Origin of the sequence: Capnocytophaga sp. oral taxon 329 str. F0087 (assembly GCF_000213295.2) — a bacterium.
GTDB lineage: Bacteria > Bacteroidota > Bacteroidia > Flavobacteriales > Flavobacteriaceae > Capnocytophaga > Capnocytophaga leadbetteri_A.
Genome location: NZ_KN389986.1, coordinates 8,834 through 14,621, shown reverse-complemented (window position 1 = coordinate 14,621; position 5,788 = coordinate 8,834). Strand labels below are relative to the sequence as shown.

The window sequence follows — 5,788 nt, the reverse complement described above, 5'->3', positions numbered from 1 at the left end:
TTTTACTACCCCTGTGATGGTGAGCTCTTGGGCATAGGAAAGTCCTACCGCCGATAGCACCCATAGCAGTACATACGTCAGTTTTTGTCTCATCGCTATTACTATTATTTTATTAACGGGGGCAAAACTAAATAAAAAATATCTACAATGCAAATATAAAAAGAATTTTTTTTCATACTAAATATGATATTATAGCAAAAGTAACTTATACAAGAGGTTTTGCTTATAATGTAATTAAATTGTTAAAACGGTATGGTATTTATGTTATAATACTGCAAACTGTTGCGAATATGTCAAAAATATAAATGATTTTTTGAAGCTTTTATATGTAAAGTTGTATTTTTAAAGTTCTGATAATCAGTATTAAATATTTTTTTGTTGGAAATATATTTCAGCAGTGGCTAAAAAGACAGCTATTTAGTAAGCAAAAATTAAAAAAGGCGGTAGAAGTATATTTTTCTATTTTTTAGTCGGTTAGTAGATGTTTGTACTTCGGCAATTCTTCGCTTATCCTTCGCTTATCCTTCGCTCTTCCTGTATTGTTCCTATACTGTTTGTATAGGGTAGGTGGCGGTAGAAATTTTTTCTAATTTGCTAAATTGCTAATTATGTAGTACTTTTGCCGATTATTAATAGTTTTCTATTTTGTATACATTTCCTAAAAGAGAAAAACTCTGCAAACGCACTCATATACAACAGCTTTTTGCCGAAGCGGATAGCTTAAGTAGCTATCCGCTGCGGTTGCTTTATGCGCCTATACCTGCCTTGGAGGCGCCCTATCAGCTGCTGATAAGTGTGCCTAAGCGTCAGTTTAAGCGGGCAGTACACAGGAATAGGCTTAAACGGCTTATTCGGGAGTGCTACCGCTTGCAAAAGCATTTGCTGCCACCCCCTAAGCAGCCTTGCGCTTTGGCTCTTATATATATAGGTAAAGAAGAACTGCCCTATCAGGCTATCTATGAGAGGGTAGGAGAACTAATGAGACGATTAGGTGATTTGCCGATTTGTCAATTAGAAAATTAGCTGATATATGATAAATAACTTTACTTTAGCACTACTGCCACCACCCTCTGAAATAGAAACACGCGAAGTACTTAAGCAGCTATCGCTTTCGCACCGACATCTGGCAGAACTCAAAGGGATTGTTAAAACTATTCCGAATGAGCAAATACTTATTAATACGCTTTCGCTGCAAGAGGCGAAGAGTAGTAGCGAGATAGAAAATATCGTTACTACCCACGATGACCTCTATAAAGAGCATATTATGATAGAAACAAACCCTGCCAGCAAAGAGGTAGTAAACTATGCCAAAGGTTTGAAAATGGGCTTTGAGATTGTGCGCAATCAGAAATTACTACTCAATAAACATATATTGCTTATTCAGGAGCAGTTAGAAGAAAATAAAGCTGGTTTTAGAACGCAAGCCGGTACAAAACTCATCAATAGCAAGAATGAGGTAGTCTATATTCCACCTCAAGACAAAGATGAGATACAAAACTTTATGGCAAACTTAGAGAAATTTATTAACGACCCAGATTTCTCAGACCTTGACCCACTTACTAAGATGGCTATTATTCACTACCAGTTTGAGAGTATTCACCCTTTTTATGATGGTAATGGACGTACAGGGCGTATTATCAATATTTTGTACTTGGTATTAGAGGGTCTTTTAGACTTACCCGTACTATACCTCAGTAGGTACATTATTCAGCACAAAGACGATTATTACAAGGCTTTGCAAGGGGTAAGAACTGGCGGTGACTGGCAAACGCTTATATTGTACTTGTTAAAAGGAGTAGAAGTAACGGCTATTGAAACTATAAGTTTGGTAGAAAATATCAAAGTACTGATGCAGCAAACTAAACAACGCCTCCGTACTAACTTGCCTAAAGTATATAGTCAGGATTTGCTTAATAACCTTTTTAAAAACCCTTACACTAAAATTGAGTTTTTAGAGGCTGATTTGAATGTAAGTTATCAAACAGCGCGTAAGTACTTAGAAATACTGACAAAGGAAGGTTATCTGACAAAAGTTCAGAAGTGGAAAACTAGTTACTATATTAATGAACCGTTGTTAAATTTATTTCTTAAATAGTTTTATCATTTATACGAAAAGGCACTTTTGTATAAATGAGGACTCTATCATTTATACGAAAAGGCACTTTTGTATAAATGATACTAACCCTAACTAACCCCTATAAAAAAATGCTAAAAATAGTTGTTTTTGCGTCTGGTTCGGGCTCTAACGCCGAACGTATCGCTACTTATTTCGCTGAAAAAGGTACTGCACAAGTGCAGGCTATCCTATCTAACAATCCGCAAGCGGGTGTGCTAGCGCGTGCCAAACGGCTGGCTATCCCCTCGATAGTATTCGATAGACAAGCGTTTTACCATTCGGATATAGTGCTCAACATCGTTAGAAGTTTGCAGCCAGACCTTATAGTATTAGCGGGCTTCCTGTGGAAAGTGCCTGCCTACCTGACTGAGGCTTACCCTGATAAGATTATTAACATACACCCTTCGCTATTGCCTAAATACGGCGGTAAAGGTATGTATGGCGCCTATGTGCACCAAGCGGTGATTGACCACGGCGAAAAAGAAAGTGGCATTACCATTCACTACGTAAATGAGCATTACGATGAGGGGAATATTATCTTCCAAGCGAAAACGGAGGTACTCCCCACCGATACTGCAGATACTTTGGCTGAAAAAATACACCAATTAGAGTATCAGTATTTTCCGGAAGTGATAAGTCGATTTGCCGATTAGGTGATTTGGCGATTTGTCAATTTGCCGATTTGTCAATTAGATGATAAAAAATGTTTTTTGAAGATTGGAAAAATAAAGAGAAGATGGAAATATTCATCAGAGTTTTACTATGCAAACAGAAATCATTTGGAGGAAACAGTTTAAACAATCGCCCGCTTTTAATATTACCCCTATAGCCGACCCTTTTAACCCCAATTGCTTTTATGTAGGGGGTGGAGCTGAAGATGATTATGGAAGATATACACGTCTACGCCGGTTGTCGTTTGCTACAGGTGAGGAAGAAGCTTCTGTATCTTTAAAAAACAATATTAAGGAAATATACTTTACTCCCGATACACAATTCATATTAGTTCTATCTGACGACTATTTGTTAAGAATACAACGTGAAAACCTGCTTATCACCGATATATATGATAAGAATTTCCCTAAAACCGCTAGCTGTATGGCTTTTAATCATCAGCCTATTTTTTTCTTGATGAATTCAGCTGATAAAAATCTCTTTGCTTTCAATTGTATTGAAGGCACTAAAAAAAGAAAAGTAACCAAGGTGGAGGGGTGTTTATCTCTTGATTTTGAAGATGATGACCACCTCCTTATCTATGCTCCTACAGCAATACAACGTTACGATTTGGTAAAAGATAAAATAGAGATACTTTTCAATACAGCCCCTTATAGGTCTGTAGTGAAAGATAGTAAAGGCAATATTTATATGAATTTATGTGATAACAACAGAAAACTTCTATCCATTATCCGTAAAATGGCTTCCGATGGCACTTATAAAGATTATGATTTAACTCCTTTCAATATAAAATTTGACAATTTCAAACTTTCTAAAGATGAAAAATATCTCTTTTTAATGGATTGTTACGAAAAAACAAATACTTTTTGTAAGTTTTCATTAGAGAACAATGAGATAGCAAGCAAATTCACATTCTCAGAAAACGAAAGACTCCTAATGTTTTTTGAGCAACAACAGCTTATACTCACAAAAGAAAAAGATAGCTTTCAAATGAATTTTATAGGTAGAAAAATAATTAAAGAATGAAATTATTCAAGCAAAAAACGTGGCAGTTTGAAACCTCGGGAGTAGAAGGCGCGGTAAAACTCTTTGGCGTAAATATATTTGACTACAAATGGCAAGAAACGGGAGAATATGTAAAAGTAACAGACCCTCTCTACCACGCCGAAAAATCTTTTACTCTTTATGAAGTAGTGATAAACGGCGAGACACACACCTTTGTAGCAGGAGAGTTTAGCAATATGATATGGGGATTTTATTTGCTGAAATATTAAAAATAATTATTAGTCCTTAGCCATTAGTGACTACCTAACAACTAAGGACTCAAGTTAGCTTTCCCAAGCAATAGAACTAAAGCTACCGTCTAAGTTAAAACGAACAGCAAGAATCTCGTCACTTTGGTCAGGGTCTATCATATAATCGATAGTAATTTCTGCCTTTGAAAGACAGTACCAAAGCGCTACGTGATGAATTTTCATAGCTGTCACAAAATCATCAATAGAGGTAGGCACCTCTAACTCTAATTCGTCTATATGAAAATCTATATACTCGCTATCTTGTTCTAAATAGCTTTTGAGCGCTTTGCGCGCCTGTTGGTCTCTTTCAGGAAAATGCTTGATAAATTGCTTAAACAAATCCAATCTTTCCTTGCTGATTTCTTCTTTTTTAGCTAACCAAAGATTAAACTCAACAGGGTCGTTTAATTCTTGGAAAGTCACTTTTTGTTCCCATAACACATCTGGGTCAAAATCTTCTTGTATAACACTGGTATCAAGAGTACCAAAATAAGGGTGTGTAATAGATGCCATAATGATATTTTTTTATTTAACTTTGCAAAGATAAAATAAAAAAAATGAAATACAATTAACAATATGACCGAAGCAGTAGCGAAACACATCAAAAAGCTCTATCAGTTGGAGAAAAAGGCGATTTGCCGATTTGCCAATTTGGCGATTTGCCAATTTGTCGATTTGGCGATGAGAAGATTTGAAAAAGAGTAGAAAAACACTGTTTTAAGACGCTGTTGCAGGCTGATAAAACAGTGTTTTTTTGTGTTAATAGTGATGAAATCTTCTGTTGATGAGGGTTTTATTTCTTTTTAAACATTGTTTTAAAATATATGTAAAAATAATTTAATATAAATTAAAACTTTATTTTTAGGTTTATCTAAAAATATTTTATACCTTTGCCCGCTCAAATAACAAAACTATGAATTACAAAGTATTTATTTTATCAGTAGTGGGCAGTCTGAGTTTGATTGCTTGTAAAAAAGAAAAAGATGAGGCAGAACCCTTGTCTGTTACTAATGATGTAAAGATGCTAAATGCTACATCGTATGAAAAATGGGTGTATTACTCGCTTGAAAAAGGAGCTATTGTAGAGGTGAGTTCGCCTGAAACTGACCTTACGTGGGATATAGCTTTCCAACGCTGGTATGTGAAAACCAATAGTGGTACCTCAGGCTTAGGGAAAGGGGGCGCTATTAACACTAAAAAAACAGATTGGGATAAGGTGGTTATAGCTCCTCCCACAGGCTATAAAGTAGATGCGATAGGAACGCTAAACGGTTGGGACGTAGTAAAAAACGTTGAAACTAAAAAAGAAGGTACTTTTTCTCAAGAGGCTTCGCTTTATGTAACCTACATCAGTGGAGGGAAATACAAAAATAGAAATGAGGTTTACTTGCTGAAAACAGCTAAAGGTAAGTTTGTGAAAATACAGTTTTATGACTATGTGAACGAAAGACTAAAAGGAGGTTATCCTAGTTTTAGATATAAATTAAGTGATAATGAAAATTTTTAATGTAAAAATGAGGTATTTATGGATATTGCTAGCTCTGCTGGCTCAGCAGGCTATGGGACACGCTATTTGGATTGAAACCAACACAGAGGCAAAGATAGGCGATTGGCACGAGGTGCGTATTTTCTTCGGTGAACCGAATGAAACCAATAAGCCTACCCCTACTGCTAAGTGGTATTCTGACTTGAATACGCTTTCACT

The 5,788-nt window shown here is 35.9% G+C and carries 8 protein-coding genes and 1 pseudogene; 8 read left to right on the top strand and 1 reads right to left on the bottom strand.

Annotated elements, in window-relative coordinates:
- The first annotated feature begins 645 nt into the window (after window positions 1-645).
- The 5 genes from rnpA (at window position 646) to HMPREF9074_RS01490 (ending at window position 4,062) form a co-directional block, all read left to right on the top strand.
- Window positions 646-1,023, top strand: coding sequence for a ribonuclease P protein component (rnpA, locus tag HMPREF9074_RS01510; RefSeq protein WP_009390783.1), 378 nt, complete (start codon window positions 646-648; stop codon window positions 1,021-1,023).
- A gap of 7 nt (window positions 1,024-1,030) precedes the next feature.
- Entirely contained in the window at window positions 1,031-2,095 is a 1,065-nt protein-coding gene (locus HMPREF9074_RS01505; protein WP_009390781.1) for a Fic family protein, read from the top strand.
- A 110-nt stretch (window positions 2,096-2,205) separates the two neighbouring features.
- Window positions 2,206-2,769 carry a phosphoribosylglycinamide formyltransferase gene (gene purN / locus HMPREF9074_RS01500; RefSeq protein WP_034539490.1) on the top strand — a complete coding sequence of 188 codons (564 nt, stop codon included), beginning with the start codon at window positions 2,206-2,208 and terminating at the stop codon, window positions 2,767-2,769.
- 109 nt (window positions 2,770-2,878) lie between these two features.
- Window positions 2,879-3,814, top strand: coding sequence for a hypothetical protein (locus HMPREF9074_RS01495; RefSeq protein WP_009390778.1), 936 nt, complete (start codon window positions 2,879-2,881; stop codon window positions 3,812-3,814).
- On the top strand, window positions 3,811-4,062 hold the full coding sequence (locus HMPREF9074_RS01490; protein WP_009390776.1) for a hypothetical protein: 252 nt from the start codon (window positions 3,811-3,813) through the stop codon (window positions 4,060-4,062). Before HMPREF9074_RS01495 ends, HMPREF9074_RS01490 begins: the two co-directional genes overlap by 4 nt.
- A gap of 54 nt (window positions 4,063-4,116) precedes the next feature.
- Here HMPREF9074_RS01490 and HMPREF9074_RS01485 read toward each other — a convergent pair whose 3' ends face one another.
- Window positions 4,117-4,596 (bottom strand): DUF2004 domain-containing protein, encoded by a 480-nt coding sequence (locus HMPREF9074_RS01485; protein ID WP_009390774.1) that lies wholly within the window; start codon window positions 4,594-4,596, stop codon window positions 4,117-4,119.
- 63 nt (window positions 4,597-4,659) lie between these two features.
- Here HMPREF9074_RS01485 and HMPREF9074_RS12775 point away from each other — a divergent pair, with 63 nt between their 5' ends.
- From HMPREF9074_RS12775 to HMPREF9074_RS01475, 3 genes and pseudogenes are all read left to right on the top strand, one after another.
- Window positions 4,660-4,788 carry a hypothetical protein gene (locus HMPREF9074_RS12775; RefSeq protein ID WP_009390773.1) on the top strand — a complete coding sequence of 43 codons (129 nt, stop codon included), beginning with the start codon at window positions 4,660-4,662 and terminating at the stop codon, window positions 4,786-4,788.
- Window positions 4,789-4,996: 208 nt separating this feature from the next.
- Window positions 4,997-5,590 (top strand): HmuY family protein, encoded by a 594-nt coding sequence (locus tag HMPREF9074_RS01480; protein WP_009390768.1) that lies wholly within the window; start codon window positions 4,997-4,999, stop codon window positions 5,588-5,590.
- A 7-nt stretch (window positions 5,591-5,597) separates the two neighbouring features.
- Window positions 5,598-5,788: pseudogene (locus tag HMPREF9074_RS01475) on the top strand (hypothetical protein); the annotation flags it as partial.

Bases quoted from the DNA above. Each gene is read 5' to 3' on its own strand.
- HMPREF9074_RS01505 (WP_009390781.1), top strand. From the start codon at position 1,031: ATGATAAATAACTTTACTTTAGCACTACTGCCACCACCCTCTGAAATA.
- purN (WP_034539490.1), top strand. From the start codon at position 2,206: ATGCTAAAAATAGTTGTTTTTGCGTCTGGTTCGGGCTCTAACGCCGAA.
- HMPREF9074_RS01495 (WP_009390778.1), top strand. From the start codon at position 2,879: ATGCAAACAGAAATCATTTGGAGGAAACAGTTTAAACAATCGCCCGCT.
- HMPREF9074_RS01490 (WP_009390776.1), top strand. From the start codon at position 3,811: ATGAAATTATTCAAGCAAAAAACGTGGCAGTTTGAAACCTCGGGAGTA.
- HMPREF9074_RS01485 (WP_009390774.1), bottom strand. From the start codon at position 4,596: ATGGCATCTATTACACACCCTTATTTTGGTACTCTTGATACCAGTGTT.
- HMPREF9074_RS12775 (WP_009390773.1), top strand. From the start codon at position 4,660: ATGACCGAAGCAGTAGCGAAACACATCAAAAAGCTCTATCAGTTGGAG.
- HMPREF9074_RS01480 (WP_009390768.1), top strand. From the start codon at position 4,997: ATGAATTACAAAGTATTTATTTTATCAGTAGTGGGCAGTCTGAGTTTG.